The 26,204-nt window shown below is 74.0% G+C and carries 21 protein-coding genes; 13 read left to right on the forward strand and 8 right to left on the reverse strand.

From position 1 onward, the window contains the following. Positions 1-18 precede the first annotated feature (18 nt). From ABD981_RS25620 to ABD981_RS25630, 3 genes are all read right to left on the reverse strand, one after another. Positions 19-891, reverse strand: coding sequence for an acyl-CoA thioesterase (locus ABD981_RS25620; protein ID WP_046907154.1), 873 nt, complete (start codon positions 889-891; stop codon positions 19-21). Further along, a complete protein-coding gene (locus ABD981_RS25625) occupies positions 892-2,049 on the reverse strand; it encodes an acyl-CoA dehydrogenase family protein (protein ID WP_046907155.1) in 1,158 nt (385 codons plus the stop codon). A gap of 78 nt (positions 2,050-2,127) precedes the next feature. Further along, the gene (locus ABD981_RS25630) at positions 2,128-3,318 is read right to left on the reverse strand and encodes a helix-turn-helix domain-containing protein (protein ID WP_046907156.1); all 1,191 of its coding nucleotides are present in this window, start codon (positions 3,316-3,318) and stop codon (positions 2,128-2,130) included. A gap of 163 nt (positions 3,319-3,481) precedes the next feature. Between ABD981_RS25630 and ABD981_RS25635 the strand changes: the two genes are divergently transcribed. Beyond that, positions 3,482-4,087: a hypothetical protein gene (locus ABD981_RS25635; protein ID WP_046907157.1), complete on the forward strand. Its 606-nt coding sequence runs from the start codon at positions 3,482-3,484 to the stop codon at positions 4,085-4,087. Positions 4,088-4,096: 9 nt separating this feature from the next. On the opposite strand, the gene ABD981_RS25640 is transcribed toward ABD981_RS25635, so the two are convergent. Then, entirely contained in the window at positions 4,097-5,536 is a 1,440-nt protein-coding gene (locus ABD981_RS25640) for a helix-turn-helix domain-containing protein (RefSeq protein WP_046907158.1), read from the reverse strand. Between the two features lie 181 nt (positions 5,537-5,717). Between ABD981_RS25640 and ABD981_RS25645 the strand changes: the two genes are divergently transcribed. From ABD981_RS25645 to ABD981_RS25675, 7 genes are all read left to right on the forward strand, one after another. Continuing rightward, positions 5,718-7,190, forward strand: coding sequence for a sodium:solute symporter family protein (locus tag ABD981_RS25645; RefSeq protein ID WP_046907159.1), 1,473 nt, complete (start codon positions 5,718-5,720; stop codon positions 7,188-7,190). 83 nt (positions 7,191-7,273) lie between these two features. Then, the gene (speB, locus tag ABD981_RS25650; protein ID WP_046907160.1) at positions 7,274-8,251 is read left to right on the forward strand and encodes an agmatinase; all 978 of its coding nucleotides are present in this window, start codon (positions 7,274-7,276) and stop codon (positions 8,249-8,251) included. A gap of 102 nt (positions 8,252-8,353) precedes the next feature. Next, positions 8,354-10,036, forward strand: coding sequence for a thiamine pyrophosphate-binding protein (locus ABD981_RS25655; protein WP_046907161.1), 1,683 nt, complete (start codon positions 8,354-8,356; stop codon positions 10,034-10,036). Between the two features lie 98 nt (positions 10,037-10,134). Further along, positions 10,135-13,896, forward strand: a complete 3,762-nt coding sequence (locus ABD981_RS25660) for an ABC transporter ATP-binding protein (RefSeq protein ID WP_345530390.1) — start codon at positions 10,135-10,137, stop codon at positions 13,894-13,896. 165 nt (positions 13,897-14,061) lie between these two features. Then, on the forward strand, positions 14,062-14,397 hold the full coding sequence (locus ABD981_RS25665) for a hypothetical protein (RefSeq protein WP_046907163.1): 336 nt from the start codon (positions 14,062-14,064) through the stop codon (positions 14,395-14,397). A 63-nt stretch (positions 14,398-14,460) separates the two neighbouring features. Then, positions 14,461-14,865 (forward strand): hypothetical protein, encoded by a 405-nt coding sequence (locus ABD981_RS25670; RefSeq protein WP_046907164.1) that lies wholly within the window; start codon positions 14,461-14,463, stop codon positions 14,863-14,865. Between the two features lie 87 nt (positions 14,866-14,952). After that, on the forward strand, positions 14,953-16,398 hold the full coding sequence (locus ABD981_RS25675) for an alpha/beta hydrolase family protein (protein ID WP_046907165.1): 1,446 nt from the start codon (positions 14,953-14,955) through the stop codon (positions 16,396-16,398). A gap of 88 nt (positions 16,399-16,486) precedes the next feature. Here the strand turns inward: ABD981_RS25675 and ABD981_RS25680 are convergent, their stop codons facing one another. Both ABD981_RS25680 and ABD981_RS25685 read right to left on the reverse strand, forming a co-directional pair. Beyond that, positions 16,487-18,346, reverse strand: a complete 1,860-nt coding sequence (locus ABD981_RS25680; protein ID WP_046907166.1) for a glycoside hydrolase family 3 protein — start codon at positions 18,344-18,346, stop codon at positions 16,487-16,489. 245 nt (positions 18,347-18,591) lie between these two features. Continuing rightward, on the reverse strand, positions 18,592-19,503 hold the full coding sequence (locus tag ABD981_RS25685; protein WP_046907167.1) for a LysR family transcriptional regulator: 912 nt from the start codon (positions 19,501-19,503) through the stop codon (positions 18,592-18,594). A gap of 102 nt (positions 19,504-19,605) precedes the next feature. On the opposite strand from ABD981_RS25685, the gene ABD981_RS25690 reads away from it, so the two are divergent. After that, on the forward strand, positions 19,606-20,637 hold the full coding sequence (locus ABD981_RS25690; protein WP_046907246.1) for an EamA family transporter: 1,032 nt from the start codon (positions 19,606-19,608) through the stop codon (positions 20,635-20,637). Further along, complete coding sequence (locus tag ABD981_RS25695) at positions 20,634-21,197, forward strand: AAA family ATPase (protein WP_046907168.1); 564 nt, start codon at positions 20,634-20,636, stop codon at positions 21,195-21,197. The genes ABD981_RS25690 and ABD981_RS25695 overlap by 4 nt, the downstream gene beginning before the upstream one ends. 1 nt (position 21,198) lies before the next feature. Here the strand turns inward: ABD981_RS25695 and ABD981_RS25700 are convergent, their stop codons facing one another. After that, positions 21,199-22,269 (reverse strand): LacI family DNA-binding transcriptional regulator, encoded by a 1,071-nt coding sequence (locus tag ABD981_RS25700; RefSeq protein ID WP_046907169.1) that lies wholly within the window; start codon positions 22,267-22,269, stop codon positions 21,199-21,201. Positions 22,270-22,411: 142 nt separating this feature from the next. On the opposite strand from ABD981_RS25700, the gene ABD981_RS25705 reads away from it, so the two are divergent. The 3 genes from ABD981_RS25705 to ABD981_RS25715 are packed head-to-tail and all read left to right on the forward strand — an operon-like array spanning position 22,412 to position 25,667. Continuing rightward, on the forward strand, positions 22,412-23,569 hold the full coding sequence (locus ABD981_RS25705) for a Gfo/Idh/MocA family protein (RefSeq protein ID WP_046907170.1): 1,158 nt from the start codon (positions 22,412-22,414) through the stop codon (positions 23,567-23,569). Further along, a complete protein-coding gene (locus ABD981_RS25710; RefSeq protein ID WP_240495170.1) occupies positions 23,566-24,867 on the forward strand; it encodes a dihydrodipicolinate synthase family protein in 1,302 nt (433 codons plus the stop codon). The genes ABD981_RS25705 and ABD981_RS25710 overlap by 4 nt, the downstream gene beginning before the upstream one ends. A gap of 26 nt (positions 24,868-24,893) precedes the next feature. Further along, positions 24,894-25,667, forward strand: coding sequence for a sugar phosphate isomerase/epimerase family protein (locus tag ABD981_RS25715; protein WP_046907248.1), 774 nt, complete (start codon positions 24,894-24,896; stop codon positions 25,665-25,667). 66 nt (positions 25,668-25,733) lie between these two features. Here ABD981_RS25715 and ABD981_RS25720 read toward each other — a convergent pair whose 3' ends face one another. After that, positions 25,734-26,192: a DUF937 domain-containing protein gene (locus tag ABD981_RS25720; protein WP_046907171.1), complete on the reverse strand. Its 459-nt coding sequence runs from the start codon at positions 26,190-26,192 to the stop codon at positions 25,734-25,736. Between the last annotated feature and the right edge of the window lie 12 nt (positions 26,193-26,204).

Below are 26,204 nucleotides of genomic sequence, written 5' to 3' on the forward strand. Positions count from 1 at the left end.
ATCGGACGGTATGTCCGGTCATCGGCGCGGAACGCGAACGACACCCTCCTGGATGACCGAGATCGCCAGCCGGCCGTCCTGCGTGAAGATGCGCGCCTGGCCGAGCCCGCGCCCGCCGGAGGCGGTCGGCGACTCCTGGTCGTACAGGAGCCACTCGTCGGCCCGGAACGGGCGGTGGAACCACATGGCGTGGTCCAGTGACGCCCCGACCACGTCGCCCACCGCCCAGCCGCCCCGGCCGTGGGCCAGGAGGATCGAGTCCAGGAGCGTCATGTCCGATACGTAGGTCGCCAGGGCGATGTGGAGGAGGGGGTCGTCCGCGAGTTTGCCGTTGGTGCGGAACCAGACCTGCGAGCGGGGCTCGCGGGGCTGCCCGACGGTGCCCCACGGGGGGACCTCGGCGTAGCGGAGGTCGACCGCCGCACGGGCTTCGACGAGCCGGTCCGCGACCTCGCGGGGGAGGTGGCGGGGGAGCATCTCGGCCGGGGCCGGCAGGGACTCCGGGTCCGGGGCGGGCGGCATGGCCGCCTGGTGGTCCAGGCCCTCCTCGTACGTCTGGAAGGACGCGGAGAGGTGGAAGATCGGCTGCCCGTGCTGGACGGCCACCACCCGGCGGGTGGTGAAGGAACGTCCGTCGCGGATCCGGTCGACCGTGTAGACGATCGGCGCGCCCGGGTCCCCGGCGCGCAGGAAGTACGCGTGGAGCGAGTGCGCGAGGCGGTCCTCGGGGACGGTCCGCCCGGCCGCCACCAGCGCCTGCGCGGCCACCTGGCCGCCGAAGACGCGGGGGACGATGGAGGGGCGGGACTCGCCCCGGAAGATGTCCCGCTCGATCCGCTCCAGGTCGAGCAGATCGAGCAGGTCATCCAGTGCGGTGTGCGCTTCGGGCACTTACAGGCCCATCGACTTGGCGATGATCGACTTCATGATCTCGCTGGTGCCGCCGTAGATGCGGTTGACGCGGTTGTCGGCGTACAGGCGGGCGATCGGGTACTCGTTCATGTAGCCGTAGCCGCCGTGCAGCTGGAGGCAGCGGTCGATGACGCGGTGCGCGACCTCGGTGCAGAACAGCTTGGCGCTGGCGGCCTCGGCGGGGGACAGCTCGCCCGCGTCCAGGGCCTCCAGGGCGCGGTCGGCGACGGCCTCGGCGGCGTCGACCTCGGCCTGGCAGGCGGCCAGCTCGAACTTGGTGTTCTGGAAGGAGGCGACCGGCTTGCCGAAGACCGTGCGGTCCGTGACGTACTGCTGGGCGAAGCGCACCGCGGCCTTGGCCTGGGCGTAGGCGCCGAAGGCGATGCCCCAGCGCTCGGAGGCCAGGTTGTGGCCGAGGTAGGAGAAGCCCTTGCCCTCCTCGCCGAGCAGGTCCTCGACCGGGACCTTGACGTCGACGAAGGCCAGCTCGGCGGTGTCGGAGGTGCGCAGGCCCAGCTTGTCCAGCTTGCGGCCGATGGAGTAGCCCTCGGACTTGGTGTCGACGGCGAAGAGCGAGATGCCGAAGCGGCGGTCCTCGGCCGAGGCGGCGGAGGTGCGGGCGCAGACGATCACGCGGTCGGCGTGGACGCCGCCGGTGATGAAGGTCTTGGCGCCGTTGAGGACGTAGTGGGTGCCGTCCTCGGAGAGCTTGGCGGTGGTCTTCATGCCCGCGACGTCGGAGCCGGTGCCCGGCTCGGTCATGGCGAGCGCCCACATCTCCTCGCCCGTGACGAACTTCGGCAGGTAGCGCTTCTTCTGCTCGTCGGTGGAGAGCATCTTGATGTAGGGGAGCGCCAGCAGCACGTGCACGCCGGAGCCGCCGAACTGCACGCCGGCGCGGGAGGTCTCCTCGTAGAGGACGGCCTCGAACTTGTGGGTGTCCAGGCCGGCGCCGCCGAACTCCTCCGGCACGTTGATGCCGAAGATGCCCAGCTCGCCGAGCTTGTCGTAGAACTCGCGGGGCGCCTGGCCGGCCGCGAACCACTCGTCGTAGACCGGGACGACCTCGGCCTCGATGAAGGCGCGGATGGTCTCCCGGAACGCCTCGTGGTCCTCGTTGAATACGGTACGGCGCACGGTGCGTCTCCTCCGGTGTGCGGGCGGCCAGCTGTCTAAGCGCTTGCTCAGTCTGTCGCCTTCGAAGTTACCCAGCGGTCACCCGGCCTGTCCAGACTCCGCGTCTGTGATCCAGGCCCGGCGTGCGGAGTCGTACCCGTGCGTCGGGCGCCCCTTCGCCCCGCTCGTCCGGAAGGGGTTCCCGTCCTCGTCCCCGATCCGGACCGTGCCCGTGCGGCCCTCCGAGCTCCACTCCAGCTCCAGGTACCAGCGGCAGTCGCAGCCCACCGCCCCCGCCGAGACCAGCAGCTCCTCCGGCTCGGCGACGCTGACCGCGTACGGGAAGGAGACCGCGGGGAGCGTCCGGCCCTCCTGCCCGGAGGCGTCGTACCCGTCCAGCGCCCGCGCCACCGGCCGCGGCCGGTCCAGGTCCACCTCGAAACGGCGCGGCGTCACCGCCCCGCCGCACCCGTCGTCCATCCGGTACGCCGCCCACGGCAGCGGCGCGCCCCGCTCCACCACCCGCACGTGCAGGGCCTGGAGCACCACGGCCGCCGCGCCCTTGCCCTGCACCGACACCCGCACCAGCGTCTCCCCGCCGTGCACCGCCCCCTGCGCCGCCGCCCAGCGGCCCGCGTCGGCCGCCTCCGGCGGGGGCGGGGGCGTCCGCCGCACGAGATAGGTGTGCCCGCACCCGTTCTTCCAGAGGTGCGAGGCGACCGTCCACGTCAGCGGCGCCGGTGGTTCGGCCGTCCGCTCCCGGGTCTTCCCGGGCAGGAGCACGGCTCCGAGCGTCACCACCCCCACGGCCGCCAGCGCTCCGGCGACCACGCCCACCCGCCCCCACCGGCGCCTCCGCCGCTCGGACGGGAGGCCCGGCCCGCGCGCGGGTGCGGGTGTCGGCTCGGGCTCAGGCGCGGGCGCCGCAACGGGCTCGGGATCGGGCGCCGGGCCGGGCTCAGGCGCTGCGTCGGGCGCTGCCTCGGGCGCCGTGCCGGGCCTCGGCTCGGGCTCGGGATCGGGCGCCGCCGTCGGAGGGCGGCGGGCGCCGTCCGCGAGGGTCCAGGCCGCCTCCAGGGCCCGCCGCTCCTCCTCGTCCGCCCCGCACAGCAGGGCGAGACGGTCGATCACGGCGAACTCCTCCGGGACGGTCGCGCCCGAGCAGTAGCGGTGGAGGGTGGACGCGCTGACGCTCAGGCGCCGGCCCAGCGCCTCGTAGCTCCGTCCGTCCCGTGCCTTCAGCGCGCGCACGAGCCGCGCGAACTCCTCGACGGCGGCGTCCTTCGGCATTCCATCCCCCTCGCCCCTGCGTTCCACCCTTCACGTCCTTGCACGTCAGCAGGGGTGGAATGGTTCCGGGACGGGTGGTGGGCGCGTCCCCGTTGCAGGCGGCGGGCGCCGGCCCGACGCTGGTGGAGCACTGACCGAACGACCCGACGGGGGATCCACCACCATGAACGGCTTCCGTACCGCACTCGCCACCGCCGCCGCGGCCGCCCTGGGCCTCGCGGCCCTCGCGACGGCCCCGGCGCAGGCCGCCGCCCAGCCCGCCTTCCTCGCCGCCTCCCAGATGCCGCCGTCGTCGACGCCGTGGACCGCCACCCAGGTCTTCGACGGCGTCCCGGAGAACGGCGGCGCCCTCTGCGCCCCGTACAAGATCCCGGCGCAGAACACCCGCTACCGCGAGTTCAGCACCCAGCTCGACACCAACGGCGTCCAGATCACCACCGTCGCCCGCACCGAGGCCGACGCCGTGAAGCTGGTCGACACCCTCCGCAAGTCCCTCGCCGGCTGCGGCCCCCTGCTGGAGCGGCAGAACCCGGGCCTGAAGGCCGTCAGCGCCTTCCACGGCAAGGTCGCCGTCGAGGAGGGCGCCTGGGTCTACAGCCTGGACACCGCGGACCCGCAGGTCGGCAACACCGACATCCACCTGTTCGCGGTGGGCCGGGACGGCAGGACCGTCACCTTCGTCCGCTGGGGTCAGATGGGCGACCTCAAGGACGCCCCGCTGACCGCCTTCAAGACGACGACGAAGACGGCCGTGAACAAGCTCCACTGAGCGTCGGGCTCACCTGAGCGCGAACCACAGCTCCATCCGTACGTCCGGGTCGTCCAGGTCCCGGCCGAGGAGCGCCGCACAGCGGGCGATCCGCTGGCGGACCGTGTTGCGGTGGATGTCCGTCGCCGCGGCCGTCCGGTCCCAGCTGCCGTGCAGCGACAGCCAGGTGCGCAGGGTCTCGGCGAGGGGCGGGGTGAGCGGGGCCAGGAGTTCGCGGGCGTACGCGGCGGCCTCGTCCTCGTCGACGAGACCGGCCAGGCCGGACGGCCGGTGCCGGACCAGCGGGGTCCTGGTCGCCTCCGCCCGGCGCAGGGCGCGGGCCGCCTGGGCGTCGGCGGCGGCGAGCGCGCCGGGCCCGGCGGGGGCGCCGGCGCCCAGGGTCCAGCCGGGCTGGGCGGTGAGCGGGGCGGAGCCGGGGAGGACCAGGCGGACGGGGGTCGCGTGGTCCTCCCCGTCGTCGTCGGGCGCGGTGCCCGGGTCCAGCAGGGCCGTGCCCAGGGCGGCGGCCAGGCTCGCCGCCGCGAACGGGGTGCCGTCGCCGCCCCGCGCGTGGACCACCGTCCAGGGGCCCGGGCCGAGCGCGTCCGCGGGGGAGGCGCCCAGGAGCAGCCGGACCAGGGCCGTGTCCCGGGGCGTCACGTCGGCCGCCCGGTGCGGGGCCGTGAGGAGGGAGAGCAGGACGACGGCGACGCCCGCGATGGTGTGGTCGCCCGGTTCGCGGGTCTCCGTCGCCACGCCCAGGGTCAGGCCCTCGCCGCCGCCCAGCGCGTAGGCGGTGAGGCGCAGCCCGCCCCCGTCGCCGCTCGCCGTGGCCGGGCCGCCGGGGCGGGGGCCCAGCACGCCGGCCAGCTCGGTGAGCGCCCGGGCCGCCTCGGCGGGGATCTCGCGGCCGGCCGCCGTCGGTTCCGTACCCTCCGGCCCGAAGAGCACCGCCCGGCCGCCGAGCCGGGCGGCCAGGGCGCCCAGGACCGCCGGGACCGGAGCCGGCCTCGCGGCGGCCGCGGCCAGGGACTGCTGGGCCTCGCTCACCCTGCGGAGCTCGTTCGTCCGGGCCTGGGCCATCAGGCGCCACAGGGCCCGCGCGACAGCGGTGAACGGGGTCGCGGGCGGCACTTCGAGCAGCGGCAGGCCGTGCCGCTCGCAGGCCTCGATCAGCGCCGTCGGCACCGTGTCGTACACCGGTGTCACCCCGAAGCCGAGCGCCGCCGCCCCCGCCGCCACGACCCGCGCCACGTAGTGCGCCGGATCGGTGAGCTGCACGCCCGCCGTCATGAGCAGCTCGCCGCCCAGGAGGTACGGGTAGGGGTCGGCCATCTCCGAGGTGTGCACCCAGTGGAGCGAGACCTCGCCGGGGCCCGCCAGGAGCCGCAGCCCCAGTTCCTTGCGGGCCAGCAGGGCCGTCAGCGGGACCGGGGGCGCGGGGGGTGTCGCGGGGTCGGGGGCGGCCATGGGTGGACCCTTCGTACATCCAGCGTGTGAGCAGTGGATGAAACGTACACTTCAGCGTCTCATTCCGGCCACCTACTGTCGTGCCATCCGGAGGCCGCGGGTACGGGCGGATGTCCCCGCGACCAGCTTCCGGTCACTTCCCCTGCACGACACGCCACCGAGGTGAGCGAAGGAGGGCCCCATGGCCGTCGACTACACAGTGATCGTCCTGTATCTGGCCGGCATGCTCGCGATGGGTTGGTGGGGCATGCGCCGCGCCAGGTCCAAGAGCGAGTTCCTGGTCGCGGGCCGCCGCCTCGGGCCCTGGATGTACTCCGGCACCATGGCCGCGATCGTCCTCGGCGGCGCCTCCACCATCGGCGGCGTCGGCCTCGGCTACACGTACGGGCTCTCGGGTGCCTGGATGGTCTTCACCATCGGCCTCGGGCTGCTCGCCCTGTCGGTGTTCTTCTCCGCGCGGATCGCCCGGCTGAAGGTCTACACGGTCTCCGAGATGCTCGACCTGCGCTACGGCGGCCGGGCCGGCGTCATCTCCGGCGTCGTCATGTGGGCGTACACCCTGATGCTCGCGGTCACCTCGACCATCGCGTACGCCACCATCTTCGACGTCCTCTTCGACCTGCCCCGCACGGTCGCGATCGTCCTCGGCGGCACCATCGTCGTCGCCTACTCGACGCTCGGCGGCATGTGGTCCATCACCCTCACCGACATGGTGCAGTTCGTGGTGAAGACCGTCGGCGTGCTGCTCCTGCTGCTGCCGATCGCCGTGGTGAAGGCCGGCGGCTTCGCCGAGATGAAGGCCGCGCTGCCCACCTCGTACTTCGAGCCCCTCGGCATCGGCGGCGAGACGATCTTCACCTACGTGCTGATCTACACCTTCGGCATGCTGATCGGGCAGGACATCTGGCAGCGGGTCTTCACCGCCCGCACCGACAGGGTCGCCAAGTGGGGCGGCACCGTCGCCGGCACCTACTGCCTGGCGTACGCGCTGGCCGGCGCCGTCATCGGCACCGCCGCCAAGGTGATGTACCCCAAGCTGCCCAGCGCCGACCACGCCTTCGCCACCATCGTCAAGGACGAGCTGCCCATGGGCGTCCGGGGCCTGGTCCTCGCCGCCGCGCTCGCCGCCGTGATGTCGACCTCCTCCGGCGCCCTCATCGCCTGCGCCACCGTCGCCAACAACGACATCTGGTCACGTCTGCGCGGGGCCGTGGTGAAGAAGGCCGAGGGCGAGCACGACGAGGTGAAGGGCAACCGGCTCTTCATCCTGGTCATGGGCGTCGCCGTCATCGGCATCGCCCTCGCCCTCAACGACGTCGTCCAGGCCCTCACCGTCGCCTACAACCTGCTGGTCGCCGGCCTGCTCGTGCCGATCCTCGGCGGCCTGCTGTGGCGCCGCGGCACCGTCCAGGGCGCGCTCGCCGCGGTCGGTGTCGGCGGCCTGGCCGTGATCGGCCTGATGTGGGCTTACGGAATCTTGGCAAATGAGCCTGTTTACTATGGTTTGTTGGCCTCGCTCGCCGCATATGTGATCGTTTCCCTGGCGACCCGCCCGACGGACGCCGCCGTGCTCGCGAACTGGCGCGCCCGGCTGGCAGGCCAGGACACCCCCGCCGAGCCCGACCCCCCGGTCCCGGCACCCGCGACCGCCTGACGGCGGCCGCACCGCAGACGTCCGGCGGGCCCCGTGACCCGGGGCCGGCCGGAGCCACCGAAACACCCCAGGAGGACCCGACCATGAGCAGCAGCGACCAGAACGCCTTCCGCGGCCCGATCGACTCGTCCCGCATCCCGCGGTACGCCGGTCCCGCGACGTTCGCCCGGCTGCCGCGGCTCGACGAGGTCGGCACCGCCGACGTCGCCGTGGTCGGCATCCCCTTCGACAGCGGCGTCTCCTACCGCCCCGGCGCCCGCTTCGGCGGCAACGCCATCCGCGAGGCCTCCCGCCTGCTGCGCCCCTACAACCCGGCGCAGGACGCCTCCCCGTTCGCCCTCGCCCAGGTGGCCGACGCCGGTGACATCGCGGCCAACCCGTTCAACATCAACGAGGCCGTCGAGACCATCGAGGCCGCCGCCGACGACCTGCTCGCCACCGGCGCCCGCATGATGACCCTGGGCGGCGACCACACCGTCGCGCTGCCCCTGCTGCGCTCGGTCGCGAAGAAGCACGGCCCCGTCGCCCTGCTCCACTTCGACGCCCACCTCGACACCTGGGACACCTACTTCGGCGCCGAGTACACCCACGGCACGCCGTTCCGCCGCGCCGTCGAGGAGGGCATCCTCGACACCTCCGCCCTCTCCCACGTCGGCACCCGCGGCCCGCTGTACGGCAAGCAGGACCTCACCGACGACGAGAAGATGGGCTTCGGCATCGTCACCTCGGCGGACATCTACCGCCGCGGCGCCGACGAGGTCGCCGACCAGCTGCGCCAGCGCATCGGCGACCGCCCGCTCTACATCTCCATCGACATCGACTGCCTCGACCCGGCCCACGCCCCCGGCACCGGCACCCCCGAGGCCGGCGGCATGACCTCCCGCGAGCTGCTGGAGATCCTGCGCGGCCTGTCCTCCTGCAACCTGGTCTCCGCCGACGTCGTCGAGGTCGCCCCCGCGTACGACCACGCCGAGATCACCGCCGTCGCCGCCTCCCACACGGCGTACGAGCTGACGACGATCATGTCCCGTCAGATCGCGGCGAGCCGCGCGGCCAAGTAGCGCGACGAGGAGGGTGCGGGTGATCGTTCCGCGGGACGGAACGATCACCCCCATCCCCCCACCGGGCCGCACCCGACCACCGAGCCACGCCAAGGGACCTCCATGACCCACGACCACGACCTGGTCCTGCGCCCCACGGCCGCCCAGACGGCCGCCGCCCTCAACCCGCCCGCCGGGCGCAACGGCGGCGACCTCGTCGTCGAGACCCTCGCCGGGCTCGGCGCGACCACCGTCTTCGGCCTCCCCGGCCAGCACGCCCTCGGCATGTTCGACGCCCTGCGCCGCTCCTCGCTGCGCTACGTCGGACTGCGCGTCGAGAACAACGCGGGCTTCGCCGCCGACGCGTACGGCCGGGTCACCGGCGAGGCGGCCCCGCTGCTGCTCTCCACCGGGCCGGGCGCCCTGATGTCGCTCGCCGCCCTCCAGGAGGCGGCGGCCGCCTCCGCCCCGGTGCTCGCGATCGGCAGCCAGGTCCCGGTGGCCGGGCTCGGCGGCGGCCGGCACGGCTACCTGCACGAGCTGCGCGACCAGCAGGCCTCGTTCCGGGACGTCGTCAAGTCGGTCCACACGGTCCGCACCCAGTCCCAGATCCCGTCCGCGATCGCCGCGGCCTGGGAGTCGGCGCTCACCGCCCCGCACGGGCCGGTGTGGGTGGAGATCCCGCAGGACGTCCTGCTCGCGGAGACCGCCCTGCCGGTCGTGACCGCGATGGACGCGACGCCCGAGGAGGTCGCCCCGCGCCCCGAGCTGACGGCGGTCGCGGCCGACCTGCTCGCGAAGGCGGCCCGGCCCGCGGTCATCGCGGGCGGCGGGGTCGTCCGCGCCGACGCCTCAGGCAAGCTCCTCGCGCTCGCCGAGCGGCTGAACGCCCCGGTGGTCACCACCTTCGGCGGCAAGGGCGCCTTCCCCTGGGAGCACCCGCTGTCGCTCCAGTCCTGGCTGGAGGACCGGCACACCACCGACTTCCTGGAGGACGCCGACGTCCTCCTCGTGGTCGGCTCCGGCCTCGGCGAGCTGTCCTCGAACTACCACACCTTCGCCCCCCGCGGCCGGGTGATCCAGATCGAGGCCGACGCCGGGAAGCTGGAGTCCAACCACCCGGCCCTCGGCATCCACGCCGACGCCCGGCTCGCCCTCCAGGCCCTCCTGGAGACGGTGCCGGAGCGCCCCGACCCGACCGCGCCCGAGCGGGTCCGCACCGTGCTGGCGAAGGTCGGCGAGCGGCTCGACGCCCAGGACCTGGGCCTGGAGCGGCGGATCGTCGACGCCGTCCGGGCGGCGCTGCCCGACGCGGCGCCCAGCTTCTGGGACATGACGATCCTGGCCTACTGGGCCTGGTCCGCCTTCGACCCCCGCCGGCCCAACACCATGCACTCCGCCCAGGGCGCCGGCGGCCTCGGCTACGGCTTCCCGGCGGCGCTCGGCGCGGCCGCCGCCGACCCGACGCGGCCCGTCCTCGCGGTCTCGGGCGACGGCGGCGCGATGTACTCGATCGCGGAGCTGGCGACCGCGAAGCAGTACGGCTTCGACGTCACCTGGCTGATCGTCGACGACGGCGGCTACGGCATCCTGCGCGAGTACATGACGGACGCCTTCGGCGAGGCCACCGCCACCGAGCTGGCCCGTCCGGACTTCGTCGCCCTCGCCGGGTCCTTCGGCGTCCCGGCCGTGCTGTCGAGCCCGGACACCCTCGCCGACGACCTGGCGGCGGCCCTGAAGACCCCCGGCCCGTCGGTGGTGGTCCTCCCGGCCCTGCTCCGGATGTTCGAGCCCACCCACCTCTGACGCCCACCCGCCCGTCCGCCACTTTGTTGCGGCGGGATGAAATCGCACGTCGCCCGCGTTGGCCCTTCCGGTAGAGCAGGACGGACGGGAGGCGCCACGTGGCGGCGGTGGGGCAGAAACAGGCGGGGGAGCGGGGCTGGGCGCGCCGGCTCTCGGGGTACGCGTGGCGTTACAAGGCGAACGTCGTGCTCGCGCTGGGGTCCTCCCTCGCGGGCATGGCCGTGCTCGCGCTCGTCCCCCTGATCACCAAGGTGATCATCGACGACGTCATCGGCGCGAAGACCGGATCGCTGGGGCTGTGGACGGGGCTGCTCGTCGCGTCCGCCGTCGTCGTCTACGCCCTCACGTACGTCCGGCGCTACTACGGCGGACGGCTCGCCCTCGACGTGCAGCACGACCTGCGCACCGAGATGTTCGGGACCATTACCCGGCTCGACGGCCGGCGCCAGGACGAGCTGTCCACCGGGCAGGTCGTCGGCCGCGCCACCAGCGACCTCCAGCTCATCCAGGGCCTGCTGTTCATGCTCCCGATGACCATCGGGAACGTGCTGCTGTTCCTCATCTCGCTCGCCGTGATGGCGGCGCTCTCGCTGCCGCTGACCCTCGTCGCCGTCGCCGTCGCGCCCGCCCTGTGGTGGATCGCCCGCCGCAGCCGCACCCGCCTCCACCCCGCCACCTGGTACGCGCAGGCGCAGGCCGCCACCGTCGCGGGCGTCGTCGACGGGGCCGTGACCGGGGTCCGGGTCGTGAAGGGCTTCGGGCAGGAGGAGCAGGAGACCGGCAAGATCCGCGAGGCCGGGCGGAAGCTCTTCGCGGGCCGGCTGCGCACCATCCGGCTCAACGCCAAGTACACCCCCGCCCTCCAGGCCGTCCCCGCCCTCGGCCAGGTCGCCGTGCTCGCCCTCGGCGGCTGGCTGGCCTACAAGGGCCAGATCACCCTCGGCACCTTCGTCGCCTTCTCCTCGTACCTCGCCTCCCTCGTCGGCCCGGTCCGCATGCTCGCCATGGTGCTCACCGTGGGCCAGCAGGCCCGCGCCGGCGTCGAGCGGGTCCTGGAGCTGATCGACACCGAGCCGAGCCTCAAGGACGGCACCAAGGAGCTCCCGGCCGACGTGCCCGCCGGCGTCGAGTTCGACGACGTCTCCTTCGCGTACGAGGACGGCCGCACCGTCCTGGACGGCTTCTCCCTGGAGATCCGGCCCGGCGAGACCGTCGCCGTCGTCGGCGCCTCCGGCTCCGGCAAGTCGACCGTCTCGCTGCTGCTGCCCCGTTTCTACGACGTGACCCACGGCGCCGTCCTGGTCGGCGGCCTCGACGTCCGCGAGCTCACCCTCGACTCGCTGCGCGCCGCCGTGGGCCTGGTCCCCGAGGACAGCTTCCTGTTCTCCGACTCGGTCCGCGCCAACATCGCGTACGGCGTCCCCGACGCCACCCAGGAGCAGATCGAGGCGGCCGCCCGCGCCGCCCAGGCGGACCGTTTCATCGCCGAGCTGCCCCAGGGCTACGACACCAAGGTCGGCGAGCACGGCCTCACCCTCTCCGGCGGCCAGCGCCAGCGCGTCGCACTGGCCCGCGCGATCCTCACCGACCCCCGGCTGCTGCTCCTCGACGACGCCACCTCGGCCGTCGACGCCAAGGTCGAGCACGAGATCCACGAGGCCCTGAAGTCCGTCATGGCGGGCCGCACCACCCTGCTCATCGCCCACCGCCGCTCCACCCTCGGCCTCGCCGACCGGATCGCCGTCCTCGACGAGGGCCGGCTCGCCGACATCGGCACCCACGAGGAGCTGGAGGAGCGCTCCGCGCTCTACCGGCGCCTGCTCACCGACCCCGACGAGCTGGGCGCCGTCTCGCCCGGGCACACCCTCCCGGCCGAGGTCCCGGAGGACCGCACCCTGCGGGCCGAGCTGGACGCCGAGTTCGACGCCGAGCGGGGGATCACCCCCGCCCTGTGGGTGCGCGAGGAGACCGAGGACCGGGACGCGGCGATACCCGGCGCCCCGGGGGCCACCCCCGAGCTGCTGGCCGCCGTCGAGGCCCTGCCGCCCGCCACCGACACCCCCGGCATCGACGAGGCCCGCGCCGTCTCCCCCGAGGAGTCCTACGGGCTGCGCCGGCTGCTGCGCGGCTTCGGCGCGCCGCTGCTGATCAGCCTCGGCCTGGTCGCCCTGGACGCGGGCGCCGGCCTGCTGCTGCCGGTGCTGATCCGGCACGGCATCGACAAGGGCGTGAACCAGCTCGCCATCGGCGCCGTCTGGGCGGCCTCCGCGCTCGCCCTGGTGACCGTGCTCGTCCAGTGGGTCGCGCAGACCGCCGAGACCCGGATGACCGGCCGCACCGGCGAGCGGATCCTGTACGCGCTGCGGCTGAAGATCTTCGCCCAGCTCCAGCGGCTCGGCCTCGACTACTACGAGCGCGAGCTCACCGGCCGGATCATGACCCGGATGACCACGGACGTCGACGCCCTGTCGACCTTCCTGCAGACCGGTCTGGTCACCGCCTTCGTCTCCGTCGTCACCTTCTTCGGCATCATGGGCGCCCTGCTCGTCCTCGACGTCGAGCTCGCGCTGGTCGTCTTCGCGACCCTGCCGGTGCTCGCCGTCGCGACCTACTACTTCCGCCGCGCCAGCGTGAAGGCGTACGAGCTGGCCCGCGAGCGGATCAGCGGGGTCAACGCCGACCTCCAGGAGTCGGTCGCGGGGCTGCGGATCGTGCAGGCCTTCCGGCGCGAGCGGGCGGGCGCCGAGCGCTTCGCGGCCCGCAGCGAGGAGTACCGCGAGGCCCGGGTGCACGGCCAGTGGCTGATATCGGTCTACTTCCCGTTCGTCACCCTGCTGTCCTCGGTGGCCGCCGCCGCGGTCCTGATCGTCGGCGCGAACCGCATCGAAGCCGGCACCCTGACCACCGGCGCCCTGGTCGCCTACCTGCTCTACATCGACCTGTTCTTCGCCCCGGTGCAGCAGCTCTCCCAGGTCTTCGACGGCTACCAGCAGGCCGCCGTCTCGCTGAAGCGGATGCAGGAGCTGCTCCAGGAGCCGACCTCCACCGCCGCCGCGGACGCCCCGCTCGACGTGCTGTCGCTGCGCGGCGAGATCGCCTTCGAGGACGTGTCCTTCGCGTACGGGACGGAGGAGGAGGCGCTCACCGGCATCGACCTGCGGATCCCGGCCGGCCAGACGGTCGCCTTCGTCGGCGAGACCGGCGCCGGCAAGTCCACGCTGGTCAAGCTGGTCGCCCGGTTCTACGACCCGACGGGCGGCCGGGTCACCGCGGACGGCACCGACCTGCGCGCGCTCGACCTCACCGCGTACCGGCACCGGCTCGGTGTCGTGCCGCAGGAGGCGTACCTGTTCGCCGGGACGGTCCGCGACGCCATCGCCTACGGCCGCCCGGACGCCACCGACGCCCAGGTGGAGGCCGCGGCCCGCGCGGTCGGCGCCCACGACATGATCGCCACGCTGGACGGCGGCTACCTCCACGAGGTCGCCGAGCGCGGCCGGAACCTGTCGGCGGGCCAGCGCCAGCTGATCGCCCTGGCCCGCGCCGAGCTGGTCGACCCCGACGTGCTGCTGCTCGACGAGGCCACCGCGGCCCTGGACCTGGCCACCGAGGCGCAGGTCAACGCGGCCACCGACCGGCTCGCCGGTCGCCGGACCACCCTGGTCGTCGCCCACCGGCTCACCACGGCGGCCCGGGCCGACCGGGTGATCGTGATGGACCACGGCCGGGTCGCCGAGGACGGCACCCACGAGGAGCTGCTGGCCCTCGACGGGGTGTACGCCGCACTGTGGCGGACCTTCATCGGCGAGGGGGCCGAGGGCGCCGAGGACGCCGACGAGGCGGAGCCCGAGCGGGTGTGACCGGTACGCCGGGGCGCGGGCGCGGGCGCGGGCTTCGGGGGCGGCTTCGGGGGCGGCTTCCGGCGCGGGCTCCCGACGCGGGGTTCCGGCGGGGGCTCCGGGCGCGGGGCGAAGATGAGTACCCGCGCCCATGCGCGGGGACCCGGGATGCGGTCTGATGCGGCTATGAGCAACCCCGTCCCCGCCGCTCCCGCTCCCGCCCCCGCGCCCGGCCGCCGCGTCCGCGTCTGGGCCCTGGTCTCGGCCGGGCTGCTGGTGCCCGCCACCGTGCTCGCCGGGATCCTCGCGCTCAGCGCGGACCACGCCGGCCGTTGCCTCGGCTACGCCGAGAACTGCGGCTCCAACCCCGGCTGGACGTACGGCGCCAGCCTCGGTCTGGCCGCCGTCGCCCTGGTCGTCGCGCTCGCCGCCTCCCGCGAGACGGTCCGCAGGGCGGCCCTCGGCACCCAGGTCGCCGCCGAGCTGGTCTTCCTCCTGCTGGTCGTCACCACCTTCGCGTAGGCAACCGAACGGGCCTCCGGTGCGTCGTATGCACGTACGGCAGGAGCGAGGGGAGGGACGCACATGCGCGGTGAGCTCCGGAGCGGGACGAGACGGCGGCTGTGCGCGTACCTGCTCGCCCTGCTGCTCGCCGCCGGCGGCCTGGTGGTCGCCGGGCCCGCCGCGAGCCCGGCCGAGGCCGCCTCCGTCTGCCACGGGCGGCCCACCCGTACGGTCGGATTCGCCACCGGCGAGCTGCGCCTCTACCGCACCCGTCACTACGTCTGCGCGCTCGTCGTCGCCCGACGGCCGGGCGGCCCGCGGGTCATGACGGTGTCGCTTCAGCCGCGCGGCGGCCGGGCCGCGGTGAACTCGGGGCGCTTCGCCCGGCAGGCGGGGCCGGTCACGGTCCACGCGCTCAACCGCTGCGTCCGCGCCTCCGCCGCGATCGCCGGCCGGGGCACCGCGACCGGCTGGATCCTGTGCTGAACCGTATGTAATGCCCAACCAGGTCTGGCGGTCCGCACGTTGACCCGGCTAGGTTCACGACACCGTTGTGAATCAAGGGGAGGGTGAATGCGTAAGTCGCTCAGATGGCTGGTGTCGCTTTCGGTGCTCATAGGCACCGTCGGATCCACGGGCGTGGCCACCGCCGCGGACACGGAGACGGCCGGCACCGCCGTCGCCGACGCGCAGAGCACGGACATCAAGGACCGCATCCTGGCGATCCCCGGGATGAGCCTGATCGAGGAGAAGCCGTACGCCGGCTACCGCTACTTCGTCCTGAACTACGAGCAGCCGATCGACCACCACCGCCCCTGGGCGGGCACGTTCAAGCAGCGCATCTCGGTCCTCCACAAGGACACGGACCGGCCCACCGTCTTCCGCACCAGCGGCTACGGGCTGAGCACCACCCCGAGCCGGGCCGAGCCGACCCGGATCATCGACGGCAACCAGATCTCCATGGAGTACCGGTTCTTCACGCCGTCCCGGCCGCAGCCCGCCGACTGGTCGAAGCTGGACATCTGGCAGGCCGCCAGCGACCAGCACCGCATCTTCACCGCGCTGAAGTCGATCTACGGCAAGAAGTGGCTCTCCACGGGCGCCTCCAAGGGCGGCATGACGGCCACCTACTACGAGCGCTTCTACCCCCGTGACATGGACGGTGTCGTCGCCTACGTGGCGCCGAACGACGTGGTGGACAAGGAGGACTCGGCGTACGACCGGTTCTTCGAGAACGTCGGCACCAAGGACTGCCGCGACCGCCTCAACGCCATGCAGCGCGAGGCGCTGGTGCGCCGTGAGCCGCTGGAGAAGAAGTACGAGGCCTGGGCGAATGCCGAGGGCGCCACCTTCAACACCATCGGCTCGCTCGACAAGGCCTACGAGGCCGTGGCCCTGGACTTCGTGTGGGGCTTCTGGCAGTACTACGGCCAGGACGTCTGCGACCAGATCCCGGACGCCAAGACCGCGAGCGACGACGTCGTCTACGACACGATCGACGCCTACTCCGGCTGGTCCGCCTACACCGACCAGGGCCTGGAGCCGTACACGCCGTACTACTACCAGGCGGCGACCGAGCTCGGCTCGCCCAGCATCAAGCAGCCGCACCTGGCCGGCCTGAGCCGCTACGGCTACCAGCCCGCCCGCAACTTCGTGCCGCGCGAGATCCCGATGAAGTTCAAGCCGTGGGTCATGCGGGACGTGGACCAGTGGGTCCGGAAGAACGCGAACCGGATGCTGTTCGTCTACGGCGGCAACGACCCGTGGGGCTCCGAGCCCTTCCACCTCGGCAAGGGCGCGCGCGACAGCTACGTGTACTACGCGCCGGGCGCCAACCACGGTGCCAACGTGGCCGGTCTGGTCGAGGCCGAGAAGGCCAAGGCCACCGCCCGCATCCTCGCCTGGGCCGGGGTCGACGCCCCGGCGGTCGCGGCGGCCAAGCCGCTGGCCCGCTTCGACGCCCGCATCGACCGGGCGGTCGACGAGGACGCGACCCGCGAGCACGGCCTGCGCCCGTAGCTCCGCGGCGCCCTACGACGCCGCACGAAGCCGTGAGCCGGCACCCCGCGGGAGGCGGGGTGTCGGCTCACGGCCGTCCGGGGGAGCGTCAGCGGTACGAGAGGCCGTGGCCGACCGGGTACAGCACCTGCGCGGGGTCCGCGGCGCTCTGCACGGCCACGGGCAGCCGGCCGCGCGGCTTCACCCGGCCCGCCATCACCCGTACGGCGGCGCGCATTTCGACGTCCGTCCAGGAGTAGGTGGCGAGGCTGGCCCGCTGTCCTGTGATCCTGGCGACGTCGTACGGATTGCGCAGCGCGATGGTCACCACCGGCACCCCGGTCGCGGTGAGCCGGGCCAGCAGGGTGAGCTGGCTCGTGGTCGGCGTGAGGTTGTACGTCCCCACGACGACGACGTCCTGGCCGGCCGCGGCGGCCACCGCCCGCTCGATCAGAGCGGCGGTGGGGACGGTGCCGGTGGACACCGACGTGGCGGTGTAGCCGAGCTCGGCGAAGGCGGCGGCCAGCACCGTGGTCGGCGGGCCGGTGGTACCGGACGGCGAGGCCGGGTCGGCGCCGACGACCAGCACCTTGGGGTGGGTGCGGCGGCTCAGCGGGAGGAAGCCCTCCTCGTTGACCACCAGGGTCGTGGTGCGCTCGGCGATCCGGTCGGCGCGGTCCAGGTGGGCGCGGGTGCCGACGGTGCGGTCCACTCCGTCGGAGGTGACGTACGGGTCCTCGAACAGACCCACCCGGGCCTTCAGCCGCAGGATCCGGAGGATCGATTCGTCGAGCCGCGCCTCGGTCAGCTCGCCGTCCTTGACGGCCTTCAGGACCGCGTTCCAGGCGAGGTCCAGCTTCGGCGGGTTGAGCAGCTGGTCGGCGCCCGCCTTGAGGGCGAGGACGGGGACGCGGTCGTCGCCGTACTTGGTGCGCACGCCCTCCATGCTGAGCGAGTCGGTCACCACCACGCCGTCGAAGCCGAGCCGTTCGCGCAGGATGCCGGTGAGGATCGGCCGGGACAGGGTCGCCGGGTCCCCGCTCGGGTCGAGCGCGGGGACGACGATGTGCGCGGTCATGATGGACTCGATGCCGGCCCGGATCGCGGCCTGGAACGGCGGTGCGTCTATGGCCGCCCACTGCTCGGCGGTGTGGGTGATGACGGGCAGCCCGTTGTGGCTGTCGACGGCCGTGTCGCCGTGGCCTGGGAAGTGCTTGGAGGTGGCCGCGACCCCGGCCCGCTGGTAGCCCTTGACCTGCGCCGCGACCAGTCCGGCGACGGCCTCGGGGTCGGCGCCGAAGGAGCGGACGCCGATGACCGGGTTGGCCGGGTTGACGTTGACGTCGGCGACCGGTGCGTAGTCCTGCCGGATGCCGAGGGCGGCCAGCTCGGCGCCCGCGATCCGGCCGGCCGCGCGGGCGTCCTCGTGCGAGCCGCTCGCGCCGAGCGCCATGGCGCCGGGCAGCAGGGTGGCGGGCTCGCCGATCCGGGCGACGACCCCGTGCTCCTGGTCGGTCGACAGGAGCAGCGGGATCGGGGTGGCCTGGGCGAGGGCGGCGCGCTGGATGCCGTTGGAGAGCTCGGCGATCTGGTGCGGGTCGCGGGTGTTGTGGGCCCAGCCGAAGTAGATGATGCCGCCGACGTGGTAGCGCTCGACGAGCTCGGCGGCGTCGCGGACGCCGATCTCCCTGAGGTTGGCGTCGATGTCGGCCTGGTCGGGGGCGGTGGCGGAGTGGCCGTACACCCGCATGACGAAGAGCTGGCCGACCTTCTCCTCCAGCGACATCCCGGAGACGAGGTCCCGGAGCGCGCGGTCGCCGTGGCGCCGCTCGCCGGCGTGGGCGGCGGGGACGGTCACGCCCGTGACGGCGGCGGCCGCGGCCACGGCGGTCACCGTGAGGAGGGTCCGGCGGGAGGGGGAGGGCGAGCGGTCGGACGAGGGATCCGAGGAGGGGGCGCGGTGGTGCAACTGTTGCTCCTTCCGGCCGTGCAGGGTGGTGGGAGGAAGAGTGAAGGAAACTTCCAAGAAGCCACGGATAGCCCGAAAGTAACTGCCAGGTCAAGGACCCGCACAGAAACACGGGCGCTTGCCGTGCTTATGCCACCCTTCGCGCCCTGTCCCCACCCGGCTCGGGGCCGGCTCCGGGCGGGTCCGGCTCCGGGCGGGTCCGGCTCCGGGCCGGCTCCGGCTCCGGGCTTCCGCGGGTGGCCGCCTCAGGACGCGGCGGCCACCTCGGGCCACAGCTCCTGGAGGGTGCGGACGGTCTCGGTGATCGCGGGCCGCCGCGCCGCCCCGGTCCGCCACAGCGCCCGCAGCCGCCGGGTCGGCATCGGATCGAGGTGCACCGGGGCCACCTCCGGCGGCAGCGCCCCGCGGCCCAGGCGCGGCACGAGGGCGACCCCGAGCCCGGCGGCGACCAGGGCGACCTGGGTGTGGTTCTCCTCCGCCTGATGGGCGATCAGCGGCTCGCAGCCGGTGGCCCGCAGCGTCCGCATCAGCCAGTCGTGGCACACCGTCCCCGGCGGTTGGGTGATCCACCGCTCCTGGGTCAGCTCCTCCCGGCGCACCGACTCCCGCGCCGCCAGCGGGTGCCCCGCCGGCACGAGGACGTCGCACAGGTCGTCCCCGATCACCGCCTGCTCCACCCCGGGCGGTACGGGGAGCGGGGCGATGTCCCAGTCGTGCGCGACGGCCAGGTCGATCACGCCCCGCCCGACCAGGTCCACGGACAGGTGCGGGTCCACCTCCGACAGGCGGACGTCCAGATCCGGGTGGCGGCGGGCCAGACCGGCGAGCGCCCGGGGCATCAGGCCGCGCGCCGCACTCGCGAAACAGCCGATGGTCAGCCGCCCCGCGGGAAGCCCCCGGCGTTCTTCGAGCCGGACCTCCGCCGCCTCCACGAGCGACATCAATTGCTGCGCGGTGTCGGCGAGTTGGTGCGCCTCGTCGGTGAGCCTGACGCCGCGGCCGCTGCGTTCGAGCAGGGTCGTGCGGGTCTCCCGCTCCAGCTTGGCGATCTGCTGCGAGACGGCGGAGGGCGTGTAGCCGAGGGCGGCGGCGGCCGCGCCGACGCTGCCGTGGACGGCGACGGCGTGCAGGGCGCGCAGACGTCCGAGATCGAGCACGGGGGCCTCCCGGGACGCTCCTGTGGATGTAGCGGTACTTCATCCAACCATGAAGGGATCCGTGCTGGTGCTACACGGTCCGGCCGGGTGATCCTCGTCCGTATGCGCCCCGCCCACCTCGCCCTCGCCGCCCTGGTCGCCGCCGTCTGGGGAGTCAACTTCGTCGTCATCGAGATCGGCCTCGACCACTTCCCGCCGCTGCTCTTCTCCGCCCTCCGCTTCCTCGTCGCCGCCCTCCCCGCGGTCTTCTTCGTCGGGCGCCCCAAGGTGGCGTGGAAGTGGATCGTGGGCGTCGGACTCGCCCTCGGGGTGGCCAAGTTCGGACTGCTCTTCACCGGCATGGACCTCGGTGCCCCGGCCGGCCTGTCCTCCCTGGTCCTCCAGGTCCAGGCCGTCTTCACCGGCCTGTTCGCCTTCCTCGCGCTCGGGGAACGACCGGGCCGGGTGAAGCTGCTCGGCATGGGCGTCGCCCTGGCCGGCATCGGCGTCGCCGCCGTCGACGAGGGCGCCTCGGGCCCCCTCACCGGCTTCGCCCTGATCATCGCCGCCGCCGCGTGCTGGGGCGTCTCCAACGTCCTCACCCGCAAGGCCGCCCCGCCCGACGCCCTCAACTTCATGGTCTGGGTCAGCACCGTGCCCGTCCTGCCGCTGCTCGCCCTCTCCCTCCTCCTCGAAGGCCCGGAGCGGGACCTGGCGGCGCTGCGCGGGCTCGACTGGACCGGCGCCGGCGTCATCGTCTACGTCGCCTGGGTCACGACCGTCTTCGGCTTCGGCGCCTGGGGCTGGCTGCTCCGCCGGCACCCCGCCTCCTCGGTGGCCCCCTTCTCCCTCCTGGTCCCGGTCTTCGGCATGACCTCCGCGGCCCTCTTCCTGGGCGAGGCGGTCAGCCCCCTGCGCTGGTGCGCCGCCGCCCTCCTCGTCGGGGGCGTCGCCCTGACCTCGGTGACGGCGGGCCGGCGGCCGGCCGCGGAAAGGGCTGGCGCGGCGGGGGACCGGGAACGTAACGTGCACGTGCCCTTGATCAAGACCCCCGAGAACGCCCGGAACGCCGCAGGCGTCCCGAACTCCGGGGCCCCCGCGGGCGTCACGACCCCCGCGGCCCTCGCGGACCCCGTACCGAAAGAGCGTGCATGACCTTCGAGAACGTCACCGTCGACACCCCCGCCCCCGCCGCCGGCACCCTGCTCCTCGTCGGCATCCCGGGCAGCGGCAAGAGCACCGTCGCGGCGGCCGTCGCGGCCCGGTTCGACCGGGCCGCGCACATCGAGGTCGACCACCTCCAGGAGCTGATCGTCCAGGGCGGCCGCTGGCCCAGCCCGGACGGCGACCCGGAGGCGGACCGGCAGATCCTGCTGCGCGCCCGCAACGGCTGCCTCCTGGCGGACAGTTTCGTCGGGGCCGGCTTCCTGGCGGTCATGGACGACGTGGTCGTCCGCCGCTCCCACCTCGACTTCTACCGCGCCCACGTGAAGGCGGGCCCGCTCCACGTGGTGGTCCTGGCCCCCGGCCCGGAGAAGGCCTGGGAGCGCAACAACGCCCGCCACAAGAAGCTCACGACCAACTGGGCCTTCCTCGACGAGGCCATGCGCGAAGAGCTCTCCGGCGAGGGCGTCTGGATCGACAACGCGGACCAGACGGTCGAGGAGACCGTCGCCGCGGTCCTCGCGGCGACCGGCCTGACGCCGGAGAAGTAGCTCAGCCCCCGGCGTCGGCCGGCCACCCCCGCGGCCGCCCCGTCGATCCCCGCACCACCAGCTCCGCCGGGACCGTCGCCAGGCCGCCCGGCGGGGCCGGTTCCGTGCCGAGGGCCAGGCGGCCCGCGCGGACGCCCGCCTCGTGCAGGGGGAGCCGTACGGTCGTGAGCGCGGGGACCGCGTCGACCGAGAAGGGCAGGTCGTCGAAGCCCGCGACGGAGACGTCGTCCGGGATGCTCAGGCCCCGGTCCCGCAGGGCCGCGCAGACCCCCAGGGCGACCGTGTCGTTGGCGGCGACGATGGCGGTCAACTCCGGGTCGAGGCGCAGGAGTTCGCTGGTCGCCTCGTAGCCGGAGGACCGGTCGTAGCGACCGTGCGCGGCAGGCCCCTCGGGCACTCCCGCCGCGGCGAGCGCCGCCCGGTGGCCCTCCAGGCGGTGCCGGGTCGTCGTGCGGTCCGCCGGCCCCGCCACGTAGCCGATCCGCCGGTGCCCGAGCTCCAGCAGGTGCTCGGTGAGCCGGCGCGCGCCCGCCCGGTTGTCGAAGGCGAGCGTCGCCGCCGTCGTGTCGCCGGGGAGCGGGGGCCGCCCGCACAGCACCACCCGGGTGCCCCCGTCGGCCAGCCGCGCCAGCTTGGCCGCGGTCGCCGCGAGGTGCCCCGGGTCCTCCAGGGAGCCGCCGGTCAGGATCACGGCCGCGGCGCGCTGCCGCTGGAGCAGGGTCAGATAGGTGAGTTCGCGCTCGGGCGAACCGCCCGTGTTGCAGACGACGGCCAGCTTCTCGCCGCCCCCGGCCCGGCCCGGTCCGCCCTCGCCGATCGCGCTCTGCGCCGCCCCGGCCATGATGCCGAAGAAGGGGTCGGCGATGTCGTTGACCAGGATCCCGACCAGGTCGGAGGTGGCCGCGGCGAGCGAGCTCGCGGGCCCGTTGGGGACGTAGTCCAGCTCGTCGACCGCGGCCAGCACCCGTTCCCGGGTGGCGGCGGCGACCGGGTAGTTGCCGTTGAGGACGCGCGAGACGGTCGCCGGGGAGACCCCCGCGCGGTCGGCCACGTCCGCCAGGGTGACGGTCATCGCGTACGTACCTCCAGGCCCTTGTCGGCGGTGATGTCGGCAGGCTAGCGTCATCGCCGATAGAAAGCGCTTTCTATCGGCTGGGGCCGCGGTTGCCCGGCGGACCGGGAAGCGCGCGACAGCCGGTGAGAGGAAGAGCTCCGTGACACGCAGAACCGTCCGCATCGCCATGAACGGCGTCACCGGACGCATGGGCTACCGCCAGCACCTCGTCCGCTCGATCCTCGCCCTGCGCGACCAGGGCGGCCTCGACCTCGGCAACGGCGAGACCCTGTGGCCCGAGCCGGTCCTCGTCGGCCGCCGCGAGCCGGCCCTGCGCGCCCTCGCCGAGCGGCACGGGCTCACCGAGTGGTCCACCGACCTCGACGCGGTCCTCGCCGACGACACCGTGGAGATCTACTTCGACGCCCAGGTCACCACCGCCCGCGCCGGGGCGATCAGGAAGGCCGTCACCGCGGGCAAGCACGTCTACACCGAGAAGCCCACCGCCGCCGGCCTCGACGAGGCCCTGGAGCTCGCCCGCCTCGCCCGCGACGCCGGCATCCGCCACGGCGTCGTCCAGGACAAGCTCTTCCTCCCCGGACTGCGCAAGCTCAAGCGCCTGATCGACGGCGGCTTCTTCGGCGAGATCCTGTCCGTACGGGGCGAGTTCGGCTACTGGGTCTTCGAGGGCGACTGGCAGGAGGCCCAGCGCCCCAGCTGGAACTACCGCGCCGAGGACGGCGGCGGCATCGTCGTCGACATGTTCCCGCACTGGGAGTACGTGCTCCACGAGCTCTTCGGCCGGGTCACCGCCGTCACCGCCCACGTCGCCACCCACGTTCCGCGCCGCTGGGACGAGCGGGGGAAGCCGTACGAGGCCACCGCCGACGACGCCGCGTACGGCATCTTCCAGCTGGAGAGCGGCGCCGTCGCCCAGATCAACTCCTCCTGGGCGGTACGCGTCCACCGCGACGAACTCGTCGAGTTCCAGGTCGACGGCACCCACGGCTCCGCCGTCGCCGGACTGCGCGGCTGCCGCGTCCAGCACCGCTCGGCCACCCCCAAGCCGGTCTGGAACCCCGACCTCCCGCTCGGCGCCGGCGATTCCTTCCGCTCGCAGTGGAACGAAGTCCCGGACAACGCCGAGTTCGACAACGGCTTCAAGGCCCAGTGGGAGCTCTTCCTGCGCCACGTCGCCCTCGGCGAGCCCTACCACTGGGACCTGCTCGCGGGCGCCCGGGGCGTCCAGCTCGCCGAACTCGGCCTCCGCTCGGCCGCGGAGGGCCGCCGCCTGGAGGTCCCGGAGGTGACCCTGTGAGCCCGGCGGGCCCGGCCCCGATCCGCCTCCCCCGCGCGGGCGGCGGTCTGCGGGAGTACCGGCCGCGGGCCGAGCCCGCGCGCCTCGGGGCCGTCGGCGGCGCCCTCGTCTCCCGTACCGTCTTCTCCGCCGCGCACGTCGTCGCCGACCCGTACGCCGACACCAGCCCCGATTCCCCCGCCGCCGTCGACTGGGACGCCACCCTCGCCTTCCGCCGCCACCTGTGGGCGCACGGCCTCGGCGTCGCCGAGGCCATGGACACCGCCCAGCGCGGCATGGGCCTCGACTGGGCGGGCGCGGCCGAACTGATCCGCCGCTCCGCCGCCGAGGCCAAGGCGGTCGGCGGCCGGATCGCCTGCGGCGTCGGCACCGACCAGCTCACCGGCCCCGCCGACCTCCCCACCGTCCGCGCGGCCTACGAGGAACAGCTCGCCCTCGTCGAGGAGACCGGCTCCCAGGCCGTCCTCATGGCCTCCCGCGCCCTCGCCTCCGCCGCCACGTCCGCCGAGGACTACCTCGACGTCTACGGGCAGCTGCTCCGCCAGGCGGGCGAACCGGTGATCCTGCACTGGCTCGGCCCGATGTTCGACCCCGCCCTCGACGGCTACTGGGGCTCCGCCGACCTCGACACCGCCACCGAGACCTTCCTGGAGGTCATCGCCGCCCACCCCGGCAAGGTCGACGGCATCAAGGTCTCCCTCCTCGACGCCCGCCGCGAGGTCGACCTGCGCCGCCGGCTGCCACGCGGCGTGCGCTGCTACACGGGGGACGACTTCCACTACCCCGAACTGATCGCCGGCGACGAACACGGCTTCAGCCACGCCCTGCTCGGCGTCTTCGACCCCCTGGGCCCCCTGGCCGCCGAGGCGGTCCGGCTCCTCGACGCCGGGGGCACCGGAGGCACCCGGGACACCGGGGACACCGGGGGCACCCCGGATACCCGGGACACCCGGGACACCGGGGGCGCCCCGGATACCGGGGACACCCGGGACACCCGGGACGCCGGCGGCACCGGCGGCACCGAGGGCTTCCGCGCCCTCCTCGACCCCACCGTCCCGCTCGCCCGCCACCTCTTCGAGCCCCCGACCCGCTTCTACAAGACGGGGGTCGTCCTCCTCGCCTGGCTGGCCGGCCACCAGGACCACTTCGCGATGGCCGGCGGCCTCCAGTCGGCCCGCTCCCTGCCGCACCTCGCCCGCGCCTACGAACTCGCCGACGGCCTCGGCCTGTTCCCCGACCCGGAGCTCGCCGCCTCCCGGATGCGCTCCCTGCTCACGGTGTACGGAGTCCCCGCGTGAACCCCGACCGCTTCAGCATCAACCAGATGACCGTCAAGCAGCTGCCCCTGCCCGAACTCGTCGCCCACTGCGTCCGGCTCGGCATCCCCGGCATCGGCCTGTGGCGCGAACCGGTCCGCGCGTACGGGACCGAGGACGCCGCCGCCCTCGTACGGGACGCGGGGCTCGCCGTCACCACCCTGTGCCGGGGCGGCTTCTTCACCACCGACGGCTGGGAGGAGGACAACCGTGCGGCGATCGACGAGGCGGCGGCGCTCGGCACCGACACCCTCGTCCTCGTCTCGGGCGGCCTCCCCGAGGGCAGCCGCGACCTGCCCGGCGCCCGCGCCCGCATCGCCGACGCGATCGGCGCCCTCGCCCCGTACGCGGAGGAGCGCGGCGTCCGCCTGGCCATCGAGCCGCTGCACCCGATGTTCGCCTCCGACCGCTGCGCCGTCTCCACCCTGGACCAGGCCCTGGAGATCGCCGAGCGGTTCCCCGCCGAGCGGGTGGGCGTCACCGTCGACACCTACCACCTGTGGTGGGACGACCGCGCCCCGGCGGCCGTCGCCCGCGCGGGCGCGGCGGGCCGCATCCACTCCTTCCAGCTCGCCGACTGGACCACCCCGCTGCCGGCCGGAGTCCTGCACGGCCGGGGCCAGTTGGGCACCGGCGCGATCGACCTGCCCGGCTGGGCGGCCCTCGTCGAACGGGCCGGATACACCGGACCGGTGGAGGTCGAGCTCTTCAACGACGGCCTGTGGGCCAGGGACGGGGCGGAGGTCCTGGAGGAGACGCTGGAGGCGTTCCTGGCGGTGTGAGCCGGGGCGGAGGGAGCCCGGGGCGCCGGGGCGTCGTGGGTCCCCGCCCGCCCCTCGGCGCCGCCGCTACTTCTTCGTGCCGCCCAGGAGGTCCCCGAGCCCGCCGCCCTTCCGGGTGGCCGCCCGCTTGGTGATCACGGCCAGGACCACCGGCACCAGGAGCTCGACCGCGCGGTTGACGGTCGGGGCGGGGATGCCGGTCTTCTTGGCGACCGCGTTGGCGGCGGGCTTGGCCAGCTTGGCGAGGACGCCGGCCATCAGGCCGCCGCCCACCAGGCCGCCGAAGGCCGCGACGCCCTGGAGCGGCGGCTCGGCGGTGGAGACCTCGGTGACGGCGGCCCGGACCTCGTCCGCGCTGGCCGGTTCCGCGGCGGCCGAGCGCAGCTCGCCGGAGAGCTCGGCCACCGAGCTGCCCACGAGCTCCCGGGCCCCGTCGGAGTCCGTGCCGAGCAGACCGGCGATCTCCTGGAGCCGGTCGTCGCCGAGCTCGCTCAGGACGTCGTCCTGGAATGATTCGTCACTCATGACGGAAACGCT

The sequence above is a fragment of the Streptomyces showdoensis genome, from assembly GCF_039535475.1.
In the GTDB taxonomy this organism is placed as follows: domain Bacteria; phylum Actinomycetota; class Actinomycetes; order Streptomycetales; family Streptomycetaceae; genus Streptomyces; species Streptomyces showdoensis.

Bases quoted from the DNA above. Each gene is read 5' to 3' on its own strand.
- ABD981_RS25675 (WP_046907165.1), top strand. From the start codon at position 14,953: ATGCGTAAGTCGCTCAGATGGCTGGTGTCGCTTTCGGTGCTCATAGGC.
- ABD981_RS25690 (WP_046907246.1), top strand. From the start codon at position 19,606: ATGCGCCCCGCCCACCTCGCCCTCGCCGCCCTGGTCGCCGCCGTCTGG.
- ABD981_RS25670 (WP_046907164.1), top strand. From the start codon at position 14,461: ATGCGCGGTGAGCTCCGGAGCGGGACGAGACGGCGGCTGTGCGCGTAC.
- ABD981_RS25630 (WP_046907156.1), bottom strand. From the start codon at position 3,318: ATGCCGAAGGACGCCGCCGTCGAGGAGTTCGCGCGGCTCGTGCGCGCG.
- speB (WP_046907160.1), top strand. From the start codon at position 7,274: ATGAGCAGCAGCGACCAGAACGCCTTCCGCGGCCCGATCGACTCGTCC.
- ABD981_RS25635 (WP_046907157.1), top strand. From the start codon at position 3,482: ATGAACGGCTTCCGTACCGCACTCGCCACCGCCGCCGCGGCCGCCCTG.
- ABD981_RS25715 (WP_046907248.1), top strand. From the start codon at position 24,894: ATGACCGTCAAGCAGCTGCCCCTGCCCGAACTCGTCGCCCACTGCGTC.
- ABD981_RS25700 (WP_046907169.1), bottom strand. From the start codon at position 22,269: ATGACCGTCACCCTGGCGGACGTGGCCGACCGCGCGGGGGTCTCCCCG.
- ABD981_RS25695 (WP_046907168.1), top strand. From the start codon at position 20,634: ATGACCTTCGAGAACGTCACCGTCGACACCCCCGCCCCCGCCGCCGGC.
- ABD981_RS25665 (WP_046907163.1), top strand. From the start codon at position 14,062: ATGAGCAACCCCGTCCCCGCCGCTCCCGCTCCCGCCCCCGCGCCCGGC.
- ABD981_RS25720 (WP_046907171.1), bottom strand. From the start codon at position 26,192: ATGAGTGACGAATCATTCCAGGACGACGTCCTGAGCGAGCTCGGCGAC.
- ABD981_RS25640 (WP_046907158.1), bottom strand. From the start codon at position 5,536: ATGGCCGCCCCCGACCCCGCGACACCCCCCGCGCCCCCGGTCCCGCTG.
- ABD981_RS25655 (WP_046907161.1), top strand. From the start codon at position 8,354: ATGACCCACGACCACGACCTGGTCCTGCGCCCCACGGCCGCCCAGACG.
- ABD981_RS25645 (WP_046907159.1), top strand. From the start codon at position 5,718: ATGGCCGTCGACTACACAGTGATCGTCCTGTATCTGGCCGGCATGCTC.